Source organism: Acinetobacter sp. FY731 (assembly GCF_059515905.1).
In genome coordinates this window covers 14,317-34,030 of sequence record NZ_JCAKNB010000008.1, presented here as the reverse complement: position 1 = coordinate 34,030, position 19,714 = coordinate 14,317, and the positions used below count along the sequence as shown (strand labels likewise).

Annotated in this window: 17 protein-coding genes; 5 read left to right on the top strand and 12 right to left on the bottom strand. The window is 36.2% G+C overall.

From position 1 onward, the window contains the following. Positions 1 to 71: 71 nt before the first annotated feature. Together dnaJ and AC5YC8_RS10730 are read right to left on the bottom strand one after the other, a co-directional pair. A complete protein-coding gene (gene dnaJ / locus AC5YC8_RS10735; RefSeq protein WP_496119218.1) occupies positions 72 to 1,184 on the bottom strand; it encodes a molecular chaperone DnaJ in 1,113 nt (370 codons plus the stop codon). A gap of 104 nt (positions 1,185 to 1,288) precedes the next feature. Beyond that, positions 1,289 to 1,666 carry a hypothetical protein gene (locus tag AC5YC8_RS10730; RefSeq protein WP_496119220.1) on the bottom strand — a complete coding sequence of 126 codons (378 nt, stop codon included), beginning with the start codon at positions 1,664 to 1,666 and terminating at the stop codon, positions 1,289 to 1,291. Between the two features lie 623 nt (positions 1,667 to 2,289). Here AC5YC8_RS10730 and ppc point away from each other — a divergent pair. From ppc to AC5YC8_RS10710, 4 genes are all read left to right on the top strand, one after another. Next, positions 2,290 to 4,974: a phosphoenolpyruvate carboxylase gene (gene ppc / locus AC5YC8_RS10725; RefSeq protein WP_496164516.1), complete on the top strand. Its 2,685-nt coding sequence runs from the start codon at positions 2,290 to 2,292 to the stop codon at positions 4,972 to 4,974. A gap of 295 nt (positions 4,975 to 5,269) precedes the next feature. Further along, positions 5,270 to 6,571: a solute carrier family 23 protein gene (locus AC5YC8_RS10720; RefSeq protein WP_496164515.1), complete on the top strand. Its 1,302-nt coding sequence runs from the start codon at positions 5,270 to 5,272 to the stop codon at positions 6,569 to 6,571. Positions 6,572 to 6,664: 93 nt separating this feature from the next. Next, on the top strand, positions 6,665 to 7,570 hold the full coding sequence (locus tag AC5YC8_RS10715; RefSeq protein ID WP_496164514.1) for a LysR family transcriptional regulator: 906 nt from the start codon (positions 6,665 to 6,667) through the stop codon (positions 7,568 to 7,570). Positions 7,571 to 7,837: 267 nt separating this feature from the next. Continuing rightward, positions 7,838 to 8,347 (top strand): fimbrial protein, encoded by a 510-nt coding sequence (locus AC5YC8_RS10710; protein WP_496119227.1) that lies wholly within the window; start codon positions 7,838 to 7,840, stop codon positions 8,345 to 8,347. A gap of 71 nt (positions 8,348 to 8,418) precedes the next feature. Here the strand turns inward: AC5YC8_RS10710 and AC5YC8_RS10705 are convergent, their stop codons facing one another. From AC5YC8_RS10705 to AC5YC8_RS10685, 5 genes are all read right to left on the bottom strand, one after another. Next, a complete protein-coding gene (locus AC5YC8_RS10705; protein ID WP_496119228.1) occupies positions 8,419 to 8,754 on the bottom strand; it encodes a DUF1622 domain-containing protein in 336 nt (111 codons plus the stop codon). Between the two features lie 167 nt (positions 8,755 to 8,921). Then, positions 8,922 to 9,644 (bottom strand): sulfite exporter TauE/SafE family protein, encoded by a 723-nt coding sequence (locus tag AC5YC8_RS10700; protein WP_496164513.1) that lies wholly within the window; start codon positions 9,642 to 9,644, stop codon positions 8,922 to 8,924. 155 nt (positions 9,645 to 9,799) lie between these two features. After that, positions 9,800 to 11,275 carry a sulfite reductase subunit alpha gene (locus AC5YC8_RS10695; RefSeq protein WP_496164512.1) on the bottom strand — a complete coding sequence of 492 codons (1,476 nt, stop codon included), beginning with the start codon at positions 11,273 to 11,275 and terminating at the stop codon, positions 9,800 to 9,802. A 9-nt stretch (positions 11,276 to 11,284) separates the two neighbouring features. Continuing rightward, positions 11,285 to 11,875: a PepSY-associated TM helix domain-containing protein gene (locus AC5YC8_RS10690; protein ID WP_496164511.1), complete on the bottom strand. Its 591-nt coding sequence runs from the start codon at positions 11,873 to 11,875 to the stop codon at positions 11,285 to 11,287. Positions 11,876 to 11,904: 29 nt separating this feature from the next. Continuing rightward, a complete protein-coding gene (locus AC5YC8_RS10685) occupies positions 11,905 to 13,464 on the bottom strand; it encodes a DUF2271 domain-containing protein (protein ID WP_496164510.1) in 1,560 nt (519 codons plus the stop codon). A 102-nt stretch (positions 13,465 to 13,566) separates the two neighbouring features. On the opposite strand from AC5YC8_RS10685, the gene AC5YC8_RS10680 reads away from it, so the two are divergent. Then, the gene (locus AC5YC8_RS10680; protein WP_496164509.1) at positions 13,567 to 14,466 is read left to right on the top strand and encodes a DUF4198 domain-containing protein; all 900 of its coding nucleotides are present in this window, start codon (positions 13,567 to 13,569) and stop codon (positions 14,464 to 14,466) included. A gap of 38 nt (positions 14,467 to 14,504) precedes the next feature. Here the strand turns inward: AC5YC8_RS10680 and AC5YC8_RS10675 are convergent, their stop codons facing one another. From AC5YC8_RS10675 to AC5YC8_RS10655, 5 genes are all read right to left on the bottom strand, one after another. After that, positions 14,505 to 14,789: a chorismate mutase gene (locus tag AC5YC8_RS10675; protein WP_496164508.1), complete on the bottom strand. Its 285-nt coding sequence runs from the start codon at positions 14,787 to 14,789 to the stop codon at positions 14,505 to 14,507. Continuing rightward, positions 14,786 to 16,090 (bottom strand): hypothetical protein, encoded by a 1,305-nt coding sequence (locus AC5YC8_RS10670; protein ID WP_496164507.1) that lies wholly within the window; start codon positions 16,088 to 16,090, stop codon positions 14,786 to 14,788. The genes AC5YC8_RS10675 and AC5YC8_RS10670 overlap by 4 nt, the downstream gene beginning before the upstream one ends. A gap of 244 nt (positions 16,091 to 16,334) precedes the next feature. Further along, positions 16,335 to 18,164, bottom strand: coding sequence for a dihydroxy-acid dehydratase (gene ilvD / locus AC5YC8_RS10665; RefSeq protein ID WP_496164506.1), 1,830 nt, complete (start codon positions 18,162 to 18,164; stop codon positions 16,335 to 16,337). Positions 18,165 to 18,461: 297 nt separating this feature from the next. Continuing rightward, positions 18,462 to 18,884: a hypothetical protein gene (locus AC5YC8_RS10660; RefSeq protein ID WP_496164505.1), complete on the bottom strand. Its 423-nt coding sequence runs from the start codon at positions 18,882 to 18,884 to the stop codon at positions 18,462 to 18,464. A gap of 46 nt (positions 18,885 to 18,930) precedes the next feature. Continuing rightward, positions 18,931 to 19,713, bottom strand: a complete 783-nt coding sequence (locus AC5YC8_RS10655; RefSeq protein WP_496164504.1) for an OmpA family protein — start codon at positions 19,711 to 19,713, stop codon at positions 18,931 to 18,933. Position 19,714 lies beyond the last annotated feature (1 nt).

Here is a 19,714-nt window from a genome sequence, read left to right as displayed (position 1 = left end):
GCTTTTATATTTATATCATATTTTAAGAACAAAAAAGGACGCCTTAGCGTCCTTTTTTTATTCAACATCAATTAGTCAAACAAACCAAAGAAAGACTTTTTCTTCGGAGAAGACTTATTGTCATCCCCATCCATAGAAGCCTGAAGTTCTTCCAACAACTCACGTTGACGTGAAGTTAAATTCACAGGCGTTTCAACCACAATACGGCAAAGTAAATCACCCGTCATACTTGTACGAACAGGTTTTACACCCTTACCACGTAAACGGAACAACTTACCAGTCTGCGTACCTTCAGGCACTTTCAAACTTACACGACCATCAAGCGTTGGAATTTCAATTTCTTTACCCAAAGCAGCATCGGCAATTGAAACAGGTACATCCATATAAAGATCTGCACCATCACGTTGGAAAATCTCATGCTCACGCACTTGAACTTCCACGTATAAATCACCCGATTGACCATCACGAATCGCTTCACCTTTACCAGATAAACGAACGCGATCGCCATTATCTACACCCGCAGGAATAGTCACTTCTAGTGTTTGTTGACGGTCTGCTACGCCAGAACCATGACAAGACTTACATGGGTTCTTAATCGTTTGACCTTGTCCACGACATGTACTACATGTTTGTTGAACAGAAAAGAAACCTTGTTGCATGCGGACTTGACCCGCACCATGACAAGTTTTACAAGTTTCAACATCTTTCGGATCTTTAGCGCCTTTACCATCACATGCTTCGCATGGTGCAGGAGCTGTGAAAGTAATGGTCTTTTTCACGCCTTTCACTGCTTCTTCAAGCGTAAGATCCATTACATAACGTAAGTCTGACCCACGGCGCGCACGTTGTTGCTGACGACCACCGCCACCAAACGCACCACCAAAAATATCACCAAACTGGCTAAAGATATCTTCTGCGCTAAAACCACCGCCAAAGCCACCGCCGCCGCCCATGCCACCTTCAAAAGCTTGATGCCCCATACGGTCGTACATGCTGCGCTTTTCGCTGTCAGATAAAATTTCATAAGCTTCAGCCGCTTCTTTAAATTTCTCTTCAGCTTCCGCATTGTCAGGGTTTCTATCTGGATGATATTTCATCGCCAACTTACGGTAGGCTTTCTTAATTTCATCATCACTAGCAGTTTTAGATACGCCTAAAACCTCATAATAATCACGTTTAGCCATGTCAGGCGATGCTCCTCACGGAATTTTATTAATACTTAACTGTGGTCTGAATTGGGGGTCAAACCAAATTTTACAAGAGGATGTTTGAAAAAAATCTATCTAATTTAAAAAACAGCTTTATTTTTGAAAAATTTAGACATGCCTTTTAACCATGCATTTAATAAAAATAAAAATGCAACTATAGCAAAAACGACACCGATTACAGTGCAAGCGGTTACCCACATGTAAGTATCCCAATAGTAAAAATACAGTGGAATAAACCAAAGTGAGGCAAATAAACAAAGGAAGAAATAAATAACAATATTACGCATTACCCAAAAAGCATGTGTTTGCAACCAAACCTCTAAATCGGCAGTGACCGATACTTTTCGAGCCAATAAATAGGAAAACAATCCAAAGACAATTGTAAATAAAGTGAGAAACATAAACACATACGAAATCGCGATGTTACGACGACTCTTTGTTATGCTGTCCTTGCCCATGTTCGTTACTACCCCATTACACATTTCATTTTATAATTTTTAGCAAAATTATGTATTCAATATCTTAAAAATATTAAGGTGCTACTATAGTTAATTTTACAGGTTTTAACACCCCATATTGACAGAAAATTATGCACTAATGTTATTTTTTTTTACTTTAAACCTAAGGCTATATAACGCTTGCAGGAAAATTGCGTTAAAAATAATGTAAGTTCTATTTTGTCAGTTACCTATATCCATTTGAACAGTATAAAAATAAATTAAAAAGTCATTTTTATTTTAAATTTAGACTTCTTTTTTTAACTTTATTTTTTTATTGAAATTTCATAAAAATTTATCACTTATTTTCACTTTTAAAATACTTTTATTCTCTTTATGTTCCACGTGAAGCCGTCTTTCATCATGAATATTGCTCATCGAGCACATCTAAAAATATACATATTTTTATCGTTACATTCTTAACTTCACATCATTTTATTTAAATCTTTATTTCATTTTCTTAAATGGCATGCCATTTGCAGATTTTATCAACAGTATTTGTGCTACTTTTGTCTGTAGTCACCTAAAAATGTCACGTATTCACGGTATATTCAAAATAGAACATCCAGCGGGGAATGATTAAAATGATTCAACAAATTGCTGCTCCATTACGCGAAGACGTACGTTTACTGGGTAATCTTTTAGGTGAAACACTCAAGGAGCAAGCAGGACAAGATTTGTTTAATCAAGTCGAACAAATTCGTGCTTTATCTAAGGGCGCACGAGATGGGCAAGTTGAAGCAGAAAAAGAATTAGAACAATTATTATCGAGTTTAAGAGATGAAGAAATTTTGCCACTGACCCGAGCATTTACTCACTTTCTAAACTTTTCCAATATTGCCGAACAATACCATGTGGTTCGTAGCCGTCGCCAAAGTGAATTTGATGAGTCTTTACCCTCTCCAAATCCGCTTGATCATTTATTTGAAAAATTTAAAGAAAAAGAAATTTCTCCCGAAACGCTCTATCAACAAATTTGTGATCTTAAAATTGAATTGGTATTAACGGCGCACCCAACAGAAGTGAGTCGTCGTACGCTTATTCAAAAGTACGATGGCATTAACGACTGCTTACATAAGTTTGACCAACAAAAATTAACACCTCATGAGCGCCAAACTGTTTTAGCAGATTTAAAACAACTCATTTGTTCTGCTTGGCAAACAGATGAAATTCGCCAAAATAAACCAACGCCAATTGATGAAGCAAAATGGGGGTTCACAACTATTGAACAAACCCTATGGAATGCTGTTCCAAAATTTGTTCGTGAATTAAATGACATGGTGCAAGATCAATGCGGTCAAAGTTTGCCTTTAACCGTTGCACCTGTTCGTTTTGCCTCGTGGATGGGTGGTGACCGTGACGGTAACCCCAATGTGACACATAACGTGACTCAAGAAGTTTTATGGCTTTCTCGTTGGCAAGCTGCAGACCTGTATTTACGTGATATTGAAGATTTGCGCTGGGAACTTTCTATTCAGCAGTGTTCAAATGAGCTCAAACAAGCTCTAGGCAAAAATCATGCAGAACCATACCGTGAGTATTTACGAGATATCCGTGAAAAATTAAAAGCGACTCGTTTTTGGTTATCTGAAAAACTTGCAGGTCGTGATGCAGATGAAAGCCTTGTTATTCGAAGTAAAGATGAGCTTCTACAACCCCTACTTTTATGCTACCGATCTTTAATTGAGTGTAATTTACCTGCTATTGCCAATGGCAAATTGCTCGATTACATCCACCGTGTAAACTGTTTTGGCATTGAACTTTTAAAACTCGATATTCGCCAAGAGTCTGGTCGTCATCGCCAGGCCATTTCTGCAATTACGGAATATTTAGGTTTAGGTAATTTTGAAACATGGACAGAACAAGCGCGCCAAAACTTCTTATTACAAGAGTTGCAAAGCAAACGTCCTCTGTTACCTAAATACTTAAATGAACCTGCAGGTAGCCTCATTGAACATCCAGATGTTCAGGAAGTATTTGCCACCATGCGTACTTTGGCAGAACAACCTCAAGAAAGTTTAGGTGCTTATATTATTTCAATGGCTGAATATCCAAGTGATGTTTTGGCTGTTCTTCTTCTTCAAAAAGAAGCCGATATTAAACATGCTTTACGTGTTGTACCTTTATTCGAAACTTTAAAAGACTTGGATGGTGCCGCTGCAACCATGAATACCCTATTCGGTATGCATTGGTACAAACAACATATTCAAGGCAAACATGAAGTCATGATTGGCTATTCAGACTCTGCAAAAGATGCAGGATTTATGTCTGCAAACTGGGCACAATATCGTGCTCAAGAAGAATTAACTGCTGTCGCACAAACATACGGTGTGCAATTAACTTTATTCCATGGTCGTGGCGGTTCAATTAGCCGTGGCGGAGCACCTACACAGCAAGCATTATTTTCTCAACCACCGGGCTCAATTTCAGGTGCAATCCGTGTGACTGAACAAGGTGAAATGATTCGTTTCAAATTTGGTTTAGAAGGTATTGCACTACAGAATTTAGAGATTTATACCGCTGCAACATTGGAAGCAACGCTTTTACCACCACCTGTCCCAAAAGATGAATGGCGCGAGCTAATGCATCAAATGACAGATTTATCGGTTCAGGTATATCGTAAAACAGTTAGAGAAAATCCACATTTTGTGAAATACCTTCGCACTGTTACACCTGAGCTTGAACTACAAATGCTACCGCTCGGTTCTCGTCCTGCAAAACGTAAAGTGAGCGGTGGTATTGAATCTTTACGTGCCATTCCTTGGGTATTTGCATGGACACAAATTCGTTTAATGCTTCCTGCATGGTTAGGTACAGGCGCTGCCATTAATCATGTGATTGCAAATGATCAAAAAGATCTTTTAGATGAAATGTTAAAAGAATGGCCATATTTCCAGACCCTCATCGACATGCTAGAAATGGTACTTTCAAAAGCAGATAGCCATGTTGCTCTTTATTATGAATCTCACCTTACCCAAGATGAAGATTTAAAAATTTTAGGTGAAGAACTCCGCCAACGTTTAAAAGATGCAGTGAAAACCTTATTGGCACTAAAAGGTGAATCTAAGCTTTTAAGTAGTAATGATGTACTTGATCAATCAATGAAAGTTCGCAAACCATATTTACTTCCACTTCATTTACTTCAAGCGGAGTTAATGAAACGTCGTCGTTCATATATGGGGGAAAAACAAGCTGAACATACACCTGTTGATCATGCTTTAATGGTTAGTATTGCCGGAATTGCTGCGGGATTACGCAATACCGGCTAACATTTATACAGAATATTAAAAGCACACTTCTGAGTGTGCTTTTTTAATAAACATTCATTAAAAAAAATCATGAGCTATATCAGTAAAATTACAAACTTTACACTTTACTACAAAACACAACTTGTTTCCATTAACTGCTGATTTTACGAAACTTTTCATCAACACCATTTCAAACAAGTGGTAAAAAACCAAATAAAGTCAGGCAATTAGTTTGAATCTTTTTTTGTTACAGACATTAAAACTTCAATCTAACAAGAGTATGATGTGCACAATTTATTTTTTGAGTGCTCATTATATGTCCAATTGGTTTCCCAAATGGCGCCCGTACGAAGGCAGCATTGACGCTCGTCCAGTAGGTACAAACGAATACCTACCTCCTGCTCAAAGTGTTGTATTGGGTATACAACATGCTTTTGCTATGTTTGGTGCAACAGTTCTTGCCCCATTTTTAATGGGCTTTGATGCAAACCTTGCAATTTTAATGTCTGGTATTTGTACAATCTTGTTCTTCTTTATGACTGGTGGTCGTGTTCCCAGTTATTTAGGCTCAAGCTTTGCATTTATTGGTGTTGTGATTGCTGCAACAGGTTATGCAGCATCAGGAACAGGAGCTCCAAATGCCAATATTGCTTTAGCCGCTGGCGGTATTATGGCATGTGGTGTGCTGTATGCCATTTTCGGTTTTATTGTAATGGCAACGGGTACTCGTTGGATTGAAAAGCTCATGCCACCTGTTGTAACAGGTGCAGTAGTCATGATCATTGGTTTAAACCTTGCTCCTGTTACAGTGAAAAACGTAGCTGGTAATAACTTTAATATGTGGATGGCACTAGTAACTGTACTTTGTATGGGCTCAATTGCTGTATTCACGCGTGGTTTATTACAACGTTTATTATTATTAATTGGTCTTTTACTTGCTTACCTCACTTACTACATTGTTTCAAATGTAATGGGCAATGGTACACCTATTGATTTTGCACCTATTCATCAAGCAGCATGGTTCGGTGCTCCTCAGTTTCATGGTCCTGAATTCAATATGAATGCAATGCTCATCATTGCACCTATTGCATTGATTTTAGTTGCTGAAAACTTAGGCCATATTAAAGCTGTTGGTGCTATGACAGGTGAAAACCTTGACCCGCACATTGGTAAAGCCTTTGTTGCAGATGGTATTGCAACAACATTATCTGGTGGTGTTGGTGCTCCAGGTATGACCACTTATGGTGAAAACATTGGTGTTATGGCTGTAACACGTGTTTACTCAACCATCGTATTTGTATTCGCAGGAATTTTCGCAATTTTCTTAGGCTTCTCTCCTAAGTTTGGTGCAATTATCCATACCATTCCAACTGCCATTTTAACGGGCGCATCAATTGTTGTATTTGGTTTAATTACCATTGCAGGCGCAAAAATTTGGATTGAAAACAAAGTTGATTTTTCAAAGAATAAGAACCTGATGGTTGCTGCAGTTACCATTATTTTAGGTACAGGTGATTTCGCATTGCAATTTGGTAATTTCAACCTTGGTGGTATTGGTACAGCTACCTTTGCAGCACTTATTTTAAACTGGTTCTTCCGTTTAGGTGATAAATCTTAAAAGCATAATAAAATTTTATAGCAGTCTTCGGACTGCTTTTTTTATGGCTCATTTTTTCTTACTATGGTCATATAACATTATTGATCATTCACTATGCGCTTAGATTTGTTCGATCTGCAACTTATTCTTCATATTGTAGATACAGGAAGCCTAACCAAGGGCGCTGCACGTTCTGCTATTTCTCTTCAAGCATGTAGTGAACGTATTAAAAAGCTTGAACAGTCACTTGATGTAAGCTTGTTTACTCGCCATGCAACGGGAGTAAAACTCACACTTGCAGGACAGACTTTTGTTGAGCATGCTCAGCGAATATTATTACAAGCAAAGCAAATGCATCAAGCAATGGCACCTTTTGCTTCGGGCTTAAACTCGAATATTACACTGTGGTGTAATTCTTCTGCACAAAGTGAATATTTACCATTATTATTACCACAATATTTGATTGAAAATCCAAATTCGCAAATCGATTTAAAAGAGGCAGAATCAAATGACATTGTGCAGGCAATTGAATCAGGGACTGCTAAATTAGGTTTAATTTCAAGTTTTTTTAAGTCACATGAGTTACAAACTTTAGAATTTTCAGATGATCCCTTGGTACTCATCTGCCCTCTTCATCATGAGCTTGCAATTCAAAATCAACTACAACTTTCCGACCTACTTTCTCATGCTTTTGTAGGTTTAATGCAATACCACTCTTTACAGCAATCTATTGAAACTCAAGCAAAATTATTAGGATGTGCTATTCAATATCGTTTGCGTTTACCTAATTTTGCAGCAATTGCTCAGGTGGTTGCTAATGGTGTAGGGATTGCAATTATGCCAAAACGTGCTGCTTTACGTTTAAAGGATTTTTATTCTTTTCAGCAAGTGGAATTAGTCGGAGAATGGGCAAACAGGAAACTATTACTTACTGCACAAAATTTTGATGATTTACCTGTAGCCTATCAACACTTTGCACAGTTCTTAATATCTCAAAATAGTCAGATAAAATTGAAATAATTTAAGGCAGAAAAGCTCAAATATAATCACTAAACTAGCTGATCTAATAATTTAACTTCACTAAATAAGTGAGATACATCACATCACACATTAACAAATACAGAATAAAATTTACCCAAAATACAAAAAAAATTAAATTATATTCATAAAATCAATTGGTTATATTTAAAACACTAAAATTACAATAAATTACACAACAAACACTATACCAACAAAAAGAAATATTCTGTATTCTAGCAATATCTACATGCGATACAGATAAACATCATGAGAAATTTTCTGCCATTCACTGTGTGTTTATTCACGTCAATCAATATTGCAAATGCGAAGGTTCCTAAAGAAGGTGGAAAAATTACATTTATGGGGCAAGTTGTAAATTCAGAACTCTATGTCAGTAATGATACAAATCGAGTAATTTTGCTGAATGAACTTAATCCATCTTCAACCCAAAGTACCCCTTTTCAAGTTAAATTCACTGGCTGTCAGGATAAACAATGTCCAAACATTAGTTATTCTATATACGATGTGAACACCAATAAAAATACAAAACTTATTAGTACTTATATAAAAAATAATGACCCAGTATTACCGAATGTTTCACTTGAATTATTAGATGATAATAACCAAGCGATACATGTTGCAGGAAAACATTATCTACTTGAAGAAAATGCAATAAATAAAAATTTAAATTTTTCAGCACGTTATATTGTTAAAAACAATATAGAAGCAGAGAAAAAAGTGAATTCAATGATTGTTTTCGCAATCAACTATCACTAAATGCTAACAAAAACATGACTCTAAATTTGGAGGAGTCATGTTCTACACAAAACTTTAAATGATTTATATCGTTATTTTTCAGCTTCTGGCTTATGTTCTAGCTCCTTTGCTAAAAAATAATTTAAAAAAGTTCTAATTACAGCAAGAATTCCTAGCTGAATCAGGCTCTCTAAATCAGGGTCAACTGTAGTTGCTAAAATATCTGCGGCTAATTGGAATTCTAAGGCTGTCGCTAACCAGTCCCCTAATGAATAACGTGCTGTCCGCCCAGACTGCATTTTAAATAAGATAATTAATGCTTTAATTAATCCAATCACAACACAAATAATTGAAATTATTTCTAAAGACAGCTGCAATAAATGCACAGTTGAGTTGAGTAATTCACGTAAAACTGAAATATCAAGCATTGGTAACCACGACTGTAAATGAGTTATGAAATAGCAGATATCAATCATCACAAATTTTATATGAATTAAAAATATGAGTAGCTCAAACTGCTATTGTTTATTTTTCACGCTCCACAATAATAATTCAATCAAAATATTTAATTCTTATGAGAATACCTAGTTAATTTTCATCGTAAAATCATATAACTACCTAAAGCGATTAAGCCGAAAAAGAACACTTTTCGAAATTTTTGTTCAGAAATACGATAACGAATTTTTGTGCCTAACCACATTCCAATTAAAGCAGGAATCAATGCAATAGCAGACATCACATAATCTATAGGCAGATTTTCAACAGGATTCTGATGTAAAAATACAGCCAAACAAATCGTTGATGTAGTAAATGCCAAGCCGAGCGATTGAACCAGATCATCGCGTTGCAAATTTAAAGTCTGCAAATATGGCACAACAGGAATTACCACCACCCCTGTCGCTACCGTTAAAGCACCACCTAAATACCCTATAATAGGCGAGAGCCATTTTTCATGTTTCGACAAATTGGGCATACTTTTGGCACATAAACCATACACTCCATACAGAGCAAGCATTCCGCCCAACAAAGCCTCGCTATTAAAATCACTATGTCCTAACGTTGGAAAAATACTCCAAATAGAACCAACAATAATTCCAAGCAACAACAACCAAAAACGGCGAATCAATTGTAGTACTCGTCCTTCAGCAAATAATTGCCAAAAATTTGTTACCATCGATGGAATAATTAATAAAGTTGCTGCCTGAAATGGACTAATCACCATAGTCAATAATCCCATCGAAACCGCAGGTAAGCCCAAGCCAATCGTGCCTTTCATCATTCCAGCTAAAGCAAAAACCGTAATAACAAACCAAACCATGAATGCCACCTATTTGCATATGTTGCTATGCTATTCAAATTCTTTAATTTTAAAAATCAGTGTTTTTTGAAGTACACCTCAATAAAAAGTTGAGGCTTTAAATCGGCAATAAAAAAGCCCCTAGAAAAGGAGCTTTATTTCATAAAATATAAAACTTAATACACATCGCGACGATAACGTTTTTGCTTTCTTAATAGCTCAATAGTTGTATGACCTAGCACTTCTTTCAAGGCTTCATCTACCCCTTGTGCCATTCCTTCCAAGCTACCACATACATATAGATATGCCCCATTTTCCACCCATGCACGTAACCGATCAGCTTGCTCAATCAGGACATGTTGAACATACTTTTTTTCAGCTTGATCACGTGAAAAAACCACATCTAAATGCTGTAAAAATGAAGATTTTTTCCAAGCCTCAAGCTGTTGTTCAAATAAATAATCGGCTGACTTTTGTCGCTCACCGAAAATCAACCAATTTTGATCAAAACCTGATTTTTCACGGCGATACAAATGCGATAACAAACCTGCAATACCTGAACCATTCCCAATAAAAATCATTGGTTTTGCGGTATTTTCTAACTGAAAAGCCAAATTGTGACGCACATTTACACGTACATTTTCAGTAATATTCGCACCCAATGTTAACCAGCCTGAACCTAAGCCTAAGCCCTGTTCAGTTTGATGCTGACGAACGACTAAACCTAAAGTATTTTGTTCAGGAATAGATGCAATTGAATAATCTCGTGTCGCTAAATTTTCAAAGTGAGCTATCCAATCTGAAAAACTTTCTTCTGCTATGCGAGGTGGAGTTTGACGAATATTTTTAAATTTTAAAGTTTGAACGTATTCTGTTTTACTTGAATCTTCTCCGACTTCATTTAAAAAATTTCTAATTTCCAAATTTGTATTTGCAGCCTGAACTTCAAGAATATCACCCGACTGCCACTGCAAATGTTCACGTGACATTTCAATGTGGTAAATCGGTTCACCTAAGCTACATGCATTTAAATGTGTACGTGTTTGCATTGAAACATCAATCCAATTTTTTGCTAGTTTGCTCAGTTCCAACTCATGACCCATGACTTGTGACAAATGATGAGACCACTGTTCTAAATTTATTTCAGAATATTGATCCACACAAATAGCATCAAAATATGGATGTGCCTGTTGTTTCAAAAGCCATGTATTTAGCTCTAAACCAAAATAGCAAAAATTGTCATAACGTCGATCACCAAAAGCTAAAACAGCAAAAGATATATGGGATAAATCGATATTTTTTTGCATGATATTCTGCTGAAAATTCTGGGCAGAATCTGGGGCATCCCCCTCACCATAGGTACTGACCATCCATAGAACACGTGATGTTTGCTGTAAGTTTTCAAACTTTAATTGCTCTATATTTATTAATTCAGCACATATACCTATACTTTTGAGCTGCGTATAACTTTGACGAGCAAAACGCTCTACTTGACCTGATTGACTTGCATAGATGATTAAATAGGTATCCGTATCAAGCTGTATTTTTGGTATGTTTTTAGACTGATTTAGCCAAAGCCATACAATTGAAAATAAATAGACAAAGAATAAAAATCCAAAAATACCAATAAGAAAAATGGTTGCTTGTGTCATAACATTTGCCTACACAGCAAGCCAAATAAAAATGATTAATACAGCCAAACTTGAAGCTGTAATCAATAAATGCGTCATCAAGCGAGTTTTGATACTAAGGAATAAGATAAAGCCCGCAATTGATAAAATCATGATCACAATCGCGCTAATATCAATGAGCCAGCTCCAAGCGGTTCCCGCATTTTTGCCACGATGTAAATCATTAATTAAAGATACTGTCGTTACTGGTTTTTTAGTAATTTCAACTTCGCCTGTATCTAATAAAGCCCAAATATCGGTTGAACCCGCAGGGCTTTCTAGCCGAATCATCACCTCACCATCAAGAACTTCACTACTTTGAAAACGCCCAATCACGGTTTCCTTTTCACGAACATAATCAATTAATTCTGTAGATGGATTTTCTTGCTTTAAAAGAGATTGAACGACCTTTTCAGGTAATTCAAGTTTTACTGTAGTTTCATTTTGTGCAGGCTCAAACCAACTCGGATTGTTTAAGAACAATCCTGTTAGTGAGAAAAAAATGAGCACAATAAATGCAAATGCAGATAACCAACCATGCACATAGCGTGCATGGCGGTAAAAATCACGGCGTTGGTACACGATTTAGACCTTATGATCCTAGTTAAGGATCAACGAATTTTTTGGAAGTTAAGTTTCACGCTACCAATCTCTGCTTGAGCTGGCAAACTGTGACTCGAAGGTTTCGCTTTCACATCAAGATCAATCATTTGATATGAATGATCGCCATGTTCACGTGAAGTTTCGATATGAACGATGTATTGACCTGCTGCAACCGCCTTACCCTGATCATCCTTACCATCCCAAGCTAACTTATAGTTACCTGGCTGACGTGACGGTTTTGCAACTGCGTCTAAGTTTGTCATTTGACGACCGTAACGGCGCCACCAAACATAGTTTGAGTTAATCCATTTTTCGTCTTTACCCCAAACAGCAAGGGTTCTTACAATTTTTTTATTTTCATCTGTAATCCATACAGAAACGTATGGAGCACGATATTTTTCTACATTAATTTTTGGGATCGTTAAATCAATAGTCGCTTGATAACCTGCTGGCCATTTTGCAGAAGAACTCGCAGCAACCGTCAGCATTTCAACTTGAACAGGTTTATTTTCCAATAAACCATTCCAGCCTGCACTTTGAAAAGTTGCACCATCTGTCATAGTCAGTTTGGCTTCATAGCCAACAAGTGCTTCTATTAGTGCTAAACCTTCAGCAGGTGACATTGCAGCAAGTGCCGTAGCAAGCGCATCTGCATCTGCTGCGCATGTGCCCACAACAACACATTGTTCAACATGTTGTAATGGCATACCTGTTTTTGGATCAATTAAATGTGATTGATCTGCAAGTGAACGATAACCTTGACCACTAAATGCAACGGCTTGATCTTTTAATTTTAAAATATCGGTAGGTACGGATAAATCATGATGATTAAATGCATCTTGAACACCAATACTCCAACTCTCTTTTTTCGGTGCGCTACCCCAAACACGAATATCACCACCAATATCAATTAACAAACCTTCAACCGCAGGTACTTTGGCACGTGCAGCAAGCATCGCACGATCAATAATATAGCCTTTTGCATAAGCATCTGGTGCAAATGCAACTGCATCATCCATCTTCACTTTTTGTTTAGATGCTTCTAAAGATACGCTATCTGGTTTCAATAAACTCAATACTTGTGCATGTGTTTCCGTGTCTAAATTGGTAATACCTTGTGTTTTTTCCCAAAGGGTTATGAGCTGACCTAAACGTGCATCGAAAGCGCCACATGTTTTGCTGCGCCATGCTTCACATGCTGCAATCACTTCAAATAATTCTGCCGAAACTTCGCCTTGTTTATTTTTATTTAATGCCGAAATTTCACTATCTTCACGCCAAATTGAAAGCTTTTGATCTAAATCTGCAATTTCAGATTGAATCGCATCTAAAGCTAACTTAGCGTCTTGTTTTGAAACACCTGTCACAACTACATCTAAAGATGTACCAAGTACATAATCTCGATGAAAACGATGTACTGTAGATTCTTCCTGCTCAATTTGACCATCTAATGAAACTGACTCTGTCGCACTTACATTCATTGGTGTAATACATACCAATGCCATCACTAATGGTGTGAGTTTAAATGTGGCTTGTGCGCATTTATTTTTTTGGATCATTGAAATCATTAAGATTCACCAGAAGATTTTTTTCAAATATTATTGATAATGAGAGTAGTTATCAAGTAGATTACAACAGATAATTTCGATATAACTATGGAGAATGGTTCAATGAATCATTGGTTAAAAATTGCACTGCTCTCTTCTTTACCAGTTTTGAGCCAAGCCCACACTGTTAGCCCATACATCTTGCCAGAAGCTTTTGATATCACAACTTCAAATTTAAGTTTCCAAAGTGGTATGACGGTTGAAAAGTTCTATGTACCAAGTGCGAACTTCAAAACAACTTATATAATTACTGAGCCAAATGGCGAACAAAAAGCATTAAATGCAGCTGCTTCTTTAAAGCGTTTTAACGTTGCAGAGTTTGATTTAAAAACTGAAGGTACATATAAAATCCAAACTAAAGATGCTTTGGGGAATAGTTCTAATTATGCTTTAGTTGATGGTCGTTGGTTACGTGTCCGTCCTGTTCGTGCTCCAATGCCACAAGCGTCAAATGCCGCTGCACCTAAACCAGAAGCGCTAAAAGCTGAAGCCGAAAAAGCACCGACTACAGCTCAAATTCCTCGCGTTATTTCTGCCGACCAAGTACCTGAAAAGGCTAAAAAATTAGAAGTAAAAAACCAATTTATTGCTGAATCTTATGTAACAAAAGGCAAACCAAGTCCAATTCCAGCGCCAACAAAAAAAGGGTTTGAATTAAAACTTTTAACTCACCCAAGTGAATTGTATGAAGGTGATTCCTTAAAAGCCCAAGTTCTGTTTAATGGTAAAACAGTACCAAATTTAGAGTTTGAAGTATTTAAAGGTGCTGGTCATTTCGACAAAGATAAAACTCGTGAATTACCAACAGTAAAATCAAATGCAAAAGGCGAAATCGAAGTACCTTTCGAGAAAGCAGGTATTTATTTAATTACAACATCTTATCCAGAAGCAAATCCTGACAATACTAAAAAGCCCTCAACAGATGCGTTTATTTACGGTCTAACTGTAGAAGTTGCTGAATAATATATGCAATAAAAAAACTCCTCAAATGAGGAGTTTTTTTATGGTCGAATTTCTTTTAATTCACGGCGAATAAAATGCTGAATCATTTCCCTATAAATATTTTCAATTAAATCTGGATCTAAATCTTGTTCAGATGCGTAAATTCGAACTTTTTCAACAACTTCTTCAATACGTGGTGACTTAACATCTTCCGATTTACGCTTAAAGCGAATGACCTGATCAACATAAAATTGCCGCGTTGCAATCAGTTCAATTAATGCATCATCAATAATATCTATGCGGCTGCGGGCTTCTTCCAAAGATTCCACTTTTTCTTTTTTCATTTTTCCGTTTCACTATCTATATTACTTGCGTTTTTATACTTCTCTTCTAACACGTTACTGAAAATACTTTCAATCATCCAAACACGATATAAGCTATTAAATACATAACTCTGTCCATCTATTCTTAAATCGAGCACTGGAAAATTAGGTTGAGACTTCATTTCACAATGAATATCGTTTTCTTCAAGTTTTGAAAGAACATCTAAATCTGCATATTTTTTAATTTCTAATTCACGCATTAATTCAGTTAAATGTGGCGTATAAGATAAGTCTTTTCCTTCTGTCCATACTGCTTTTAAAATATGATGAATTGCATCAATTTGTTGTTCTTCAGGCACGCTATAAAAGAGCTTTGCCATATTAATTGTAGTTTCTTCAGTGGGTCTGCAAAAAGGCGTAAATGCTACTTCTGTACGCTTTGATAAACGAGTTGCCAAGCTCCAATCGAATAGATCACGTCCATGATAAGTAAGCGGATATACTTTTAATTGAATATTATAATAATTAGCTAATTCTTCTTTAATATATGCCAATAACAACCACGAAATTGGATCTTCTAAAGCAATATATAAATCCAACTCTGGGTCTAAACTTTGTATTTCATTGAGCTCTTCTGCATCACTAATTAAATGCTCACGCCATTCAATATGGTTAATCAAAAAAATTGGATTGCCCGTCAGTAGATTTTGTCTTTTTAAGCGACGTGTTAAACGCAATAAATCATCTACCGCATGATACTTTCGGTCACCAAACTGAAAATAACTGACCAAAACCTCATCATCATTAAAAATACGTTCTTCAAAATTTTGAACTTTATGATGTTGGCTTGCCATGGCATAAAGCGTACGTAATTTTCCATATTGTTTTTGCCAAAGCATATGGAAAACATCTTCCAATAAGTATAAAAAATCTTGCCCTCTTAATGGCGTATTCTTCAAAATTGTTTCAGCTTGCGTTATTGCTTCATCTGTTGGTTGTTCTGGTGTTTCATGAAAACTAAAACGATGCTGTTTAGACAAAATTTTGGCGTCATTTAAACAATAATTTTGCCACTCCATTGCAGACATTTGGTTAGGTGGTTCAGCTGTTTTTCTCGAAATCACCACTTTCAGTGGCTTTAATTCTTTGATTAATATTTCTTCTAATTGTGGTAATTGCTGAACTGCTAAATAGCTATAAACATCATCTAAACGTAAATGAACCGTTAATCCCAGATCTGTAGACAACACCTCTTGGCGAGTAGGTTTTTGATAAAACCAGCTCGATCGGATTGGATCAAACCAACGGCGTAGCAATGACATGGGATAAGCCTCGAAAAATGTTTCATGTTCAGCAACTGTACTAAACATACATTCAATAAAAAAAGAATGAAAATAGTATAGGCTGGATAAAAAATTTATAACAATTCAAAATGAAATGTTCAATATTTTGATAAATTTCATTTTGCATAATTAAACAATGTTTAACCACTTTAGTAAAATTTTTTCATAAAAAAGCACTCAAAAATGAGTGCTTTTTAAATGCTAATTTAGCAAGAATACATGCTTAGATTTCGCGTATTGCGCCTTTAGAAGCACTTGTCGTATGCATTGCATAAGCTTTAAGTGCTTTAGAAATTTTACGTGGACGCTCTTCTGCAGGCTTCCAACCTTTTGCTTCTTGTGCTTCACGACGAGATACCATTACAGCCTCATCAACAGCTAAATGAATAGTTCGGTTAGGAATATCAATTTCAATACGATCGCCATCTTCAACCAAACCAATTGCACCGCCTTCAGCAGCTTCAGGAGAAACGTGACCAATTGAAAGACCTGATGAACCACCAGAGAAACGACCATCTGTGATAAGTGCACAATCTTTACCTAAACCTTTCGATTTTAAGTAGCTTGTTGGATAAAGCATTTCTTGCATACCCGGACCACCACGCGGACCTTCGTAACGAATCACAACAACATCGCCTGCTGTAATTTTACCACCTAAAATCGCATCCACTGCAGAATCTTGGCTTTCAAATACGCGTGCTGTACCGTTGAATTTTAAAATTGATTCATCAACACCTGCAGTTTTTACAATACACCCATCAAGTGCAATATTGCCGTAAAGTACTGCTAAACCACCATCTTTAGAGAAGGCATGTTCTGCATTACGAATCACACCATTTTCACGGTCACCATCTAAACGTGTATAATAACGATTTTGTGAGAATGCAGTTTGTGTTGGTACACCACCCGGTGCCGATTTAAAGAAGTTATATACATCTTCATCTTCAGTACGAATAATATCCCACTTATCTAAAGCATCTTTTAAAGTCGCTTCATGAACCGTCGGTACAGAAGTATCAAGCAAGCCTGCGCGGTCTAATTCACCAAGAATCGACATAATGCCGCCTGCACGGTGAATATCTTCCATATGTACATTTTTAACTGCTGGTGCAACTTTACAAAGTACAGGTACTTTACGAGATAAACGGTCAATATCATCCATTGTAAAATCAACTTCTGCTTCATGAGCAGCTGCCAACAAATGCAGAACAGTATTGGTTGAACCACCCATTGCGATGTCCAAAGTCATTGCATTTTCATACGATGCTTTAGTTGCGACATTACGTGGTAATACGCTGTAATCATTTTGTTCATAATGACGTTTGGTAATTTCAACGATCAATTGACCTGCTTTTTCAAATAACTTTTTACGGTTTGCATGTGTTGCAAGTGTAGAACCGTTACCCGGTAAAGATAGACCTAAAGCTTCTGTTAAGCAGTTCATTGAGTTTGCAGTAAACATACCTGAACATGAACCACATGTTGGACATGCAGAGCGCTCGTAAGCCTTAACTTCTTCGTCTGTATAATTATCATCTGCTGCTACAATCATTGCATCAACAAGATCAATTGCTTGTTCATTACCACGGATTTGGACTTTACCCGCTTCCATTGGTCCGCCTGATACAAATACCACTGGAATATTAAGACGCATTGATGCCATTAACATCCCTGGTGTGATTTTGTCACAGTTAGAAATACAAACCATTGCATCAGCACAATGAGCGTTTACCATGTATTCAACTGAATCTGCAATTAAATCACGTGATGGCAATGAATACAGCATACCGTCATGCCCCATCGCAATGCCGTCATCAACTGCAATAGTATTAAATTCTTTTGCTACACCACCAGATGCTTGAATTTGTTCAGCAACCAACTGACCTAAATCTTTTAGGTGTACATGACCCGGAACAAATTGAGTAAATGAGTTTACGACAGCAATAATAGGCTTACCGAAATCTTCATCTTTCATACCTGTAGCACGCCATAAGCCACGTGCGCCGGCCATATTTCTTCCGTGTGTTGATGTTTTTGAACGATAATCTGGCATGGTGTTTTCCAACAATGTATATGCTTGAATAAGAACGCATCTTATTCTGGCAAAATATTCCTATTTATATTCAATATATCAGCCAAAGACTGAGCTTTCATACTATAACCTGTGTTTAAAGCATGATCACTGAACTTTTCATCATCTACATGAATTTTTTAATCAATTCATGGTACTTTTTCTACTATACCGCTATATGCAAAGAGAAAATATAAAACTTATATGAATATTTTTTCAATTTTGCATAAATAAAAGCTATAAAAAAGAGCCCCTAAGGACTCTTTTCTCATATCCATTTTATCTTTTATTTAAATATAAACCTGTACATTGCTTACCAATATCATCTACACAAATTTCAGCCGAAGTTGTAGAAATCCATTTTAGGAAAAAATTAGATTTTTTCCCTTGATAATTATTAGCATCTGCTCCACAACCTACTTTGCCATTATCATTTTGAATATCAAGAACAAGTAAATCTAAATTTTTTGCATTGTTATTACGAATAATAGCAAACTCACCACTAAGTTCCTTTTGTTGTGCTTTATAAACAAAATTTCCTGGTTGGCTAAATTGATAATCTTCAGTACATGATGTGGCAGGATTAAACAGCCCCCATGTACCCCAAAATGTTTGACCAAGGTTTATTTTATTTTTATCAAATGCATTTACTTGAGATGTAGCAAAAATAAATGCAAGGATGACAACTATTCTTTTCAGCATATTTAGATCCACCATTTAGAAGGAGTTTTATTTTTATATCATTGTTTTACCAAGCAATACTAACACGTCTATTTGGCGCTAAACAATTTACCTTCTCTGCATGAGATGGCTCACTTTGACATTGCTTATATTGCTCGGTCGAACCATGTGCATCAACCAAAATATATTGAGATGGAATTCCTTGTGCAATTAAATATGCAACAAGTGAGCTAGTCCGATGTTCAGAAAGTCTTTGATTATATGTATCTTTACCCAATGTGTCCGCATATCCCTGAATAGAAATTCTTGTACTATTAGATTTTTTAATTTCTCGTATAATTTCAGCTAAAGAGATATTAGACATGGCACCGTTTAAATCAGAACGATCAAATTGAAAAAAAATATTAGCTTGGCGAATACTCATTTCAGGTTTAGGTAGAACAACAGGTTTCTCCTGAGTAGTGCCATATTTTAATAATTCTTGACACTTCTCTCCCTTCCAATAGAATGCCTTTGTTAAATATTTTTGATCAAAATCAATACGCAATTGGCAACGTTTAAATGCATTATTTACAGGATTTTGAACATCTACAATATAGTTCCAAGTCCGAACAGCAAAAATACCTTCATTAAAAGAGGGTGCTCCTAAGATATGACGTACTTGATCTTTATTTAGTCCAAGACTTAATAGTTTTAAATTTTGAACCGTATATCGTTGAAATACTTTCTCATAACTCTGGCTTAATTCAGGAAATTCTATATTCTGAGCATCTTTACTATTTGCAAAAGTAGTTGTTAGTCCTGATACAAACATGACCCCTACAAGCGAAATTTTTAGTGTTTTAATCATT